Below are 1,289 nucleotides of genomic sequence, written 5' to 3'. Positions count from 1 at the left end.
CTACCGGCTTTACAGATTTGTTTGTTATCAAACTTCATAATGAAGTAGAAGGAGGGCAGGGCGGTACTTCAGGTATAACAGAACATGTAAATACTCTTGCAGCCGTTGCCTATCCTAATCCGGGAACTGATTTTGTACTGATTAAGACAGATGCAACCGAAAAGTTTACTGTTCGTGTTATGAATCAATACGGACAGGTTATTTCATCCGAAACGTCACATAGTAATGAACATACTCTATCTGCTGTGACATTTGCTGCCGGTATTTATTTTATTGAAGTAGCAGCAGAAGGCAATCACCAGGTTATTAAATGGGTAAAAGAATAAGTGTTGTGATTTCTGAAGGGATTGGGTACGAAAAATCGTGCCCGATCCTCTTCCTGATACCCTGTTCCTTTTTTTAATACCTTTGCACTGTAAAATGAACCCTGTAATTGCTTCTGCTTTACGTGCCTATGACAAAGGAAAAGGATACACTGAGATTAACTGCTTCTGAAGAGCAGGTTATGTTACGCTTATGGGAATTAGGACAAGCAACCGTAACAGATCTCCTTGCTCTCTATCCTGAACCCAAACCAGCATACAACACTGTATCCACCCTTATCCGCATTCTTGAACGAAAGAAAATTGTCCGGCACAAACCAAAAGGAAGAGGATATATCTACGCTCCTAAAATCAGCAAGGAAACGTATCGGGACGAGTTGGCAAAGCACCTTATTACAAAGTATTTTGATAATAATACCGAAGCTGTTCTCTCCTATTACAACAAGACAAAAACGCTTGATGATTTATTGAAATAACCTGGTTAAAATCAGTTCGAAGCCTGATTTTCATCAGTTTCTCTATTTTCTGTTCATGTTACTTTTAGGTAACATTAACGCATAAAATTTGAAGATATGAAAGTTAACATTCAATTCATTAATACTGAGCATTATCCAATTGCTGAAGGAATAATAAACAAAAAACTGGATAATCTTAAACGAAAATTTGACTGGATCATCAGCGCAGACGTTTTCTTTAAATCCGAAAAGGAGACAAAAGGTAAAGGCTGGATTTGTGAGGTGAAAATCAGTTTACCCGGGCCTCAGATTCACGCCACTTGTGATGAAGCAAGTTTTGAAGCAGCAGCAGCCGGAGTTTCCGAAGATTTGGAAATTCAACTAAAAAAGAGAAAAGACGAACTGGTGGCACACTAGTATTTATAGCGATAATGTATAAGAAAAAGAACGACGCAATAAATTCTTTTAACAAAAAAAACTTATCTGAGGTATATACAAGAGCTTTTAGAGC

3 protein-coding genes are annotated in these 1,289 nt (G+C 37.7%); all 3 read left to right on the top strand.

All coding sequences use genetic code 11. The features are described from left to right. A partial coding sequence (locus AC4PL9_RS12355) for a T9SS type A sorting domain-containing protein (RefSeq protein WP_491605055.1) occupies positions 1 to 326 on the top strand: 326 nt, incomplete at its 5' end. Between the two features lie 128 nt (positions 327 to 454). After that, positions 455 to 799 carry a BlaI/MecI/CopY family transcriptional regulator gene (locus AC4PL9_RS12350; RefSeq protein WP_491605054.1) on the top strand — a complete coding sequence of 115 codons (345 nt, stop codon included), beginning with the start codon at positions 455 to 457 and terminating at the stop codon, positions 797 to 799. A gap of 96 nt (positions 800 to 895) precedes the next feature. Continuing rightward, entirely contained in the window at positions 896 to 1,195 is a 300-nt protein-coding gene (locus AC4PL9_RS12345; protein WP_343784450.1) for an HPF/RaiA family ribosome-associated protein, read from the top strand. Positions 1,196 to 1,289: the final 94 nt, after the last annotated feature.

This window comes from Wandonia sp. (assembly GCF_984588085.1).
Note: the sequence above shows the minus strand (reverse complement) of the source record. Positions and strands in the feature narration are given on the sequence as shown.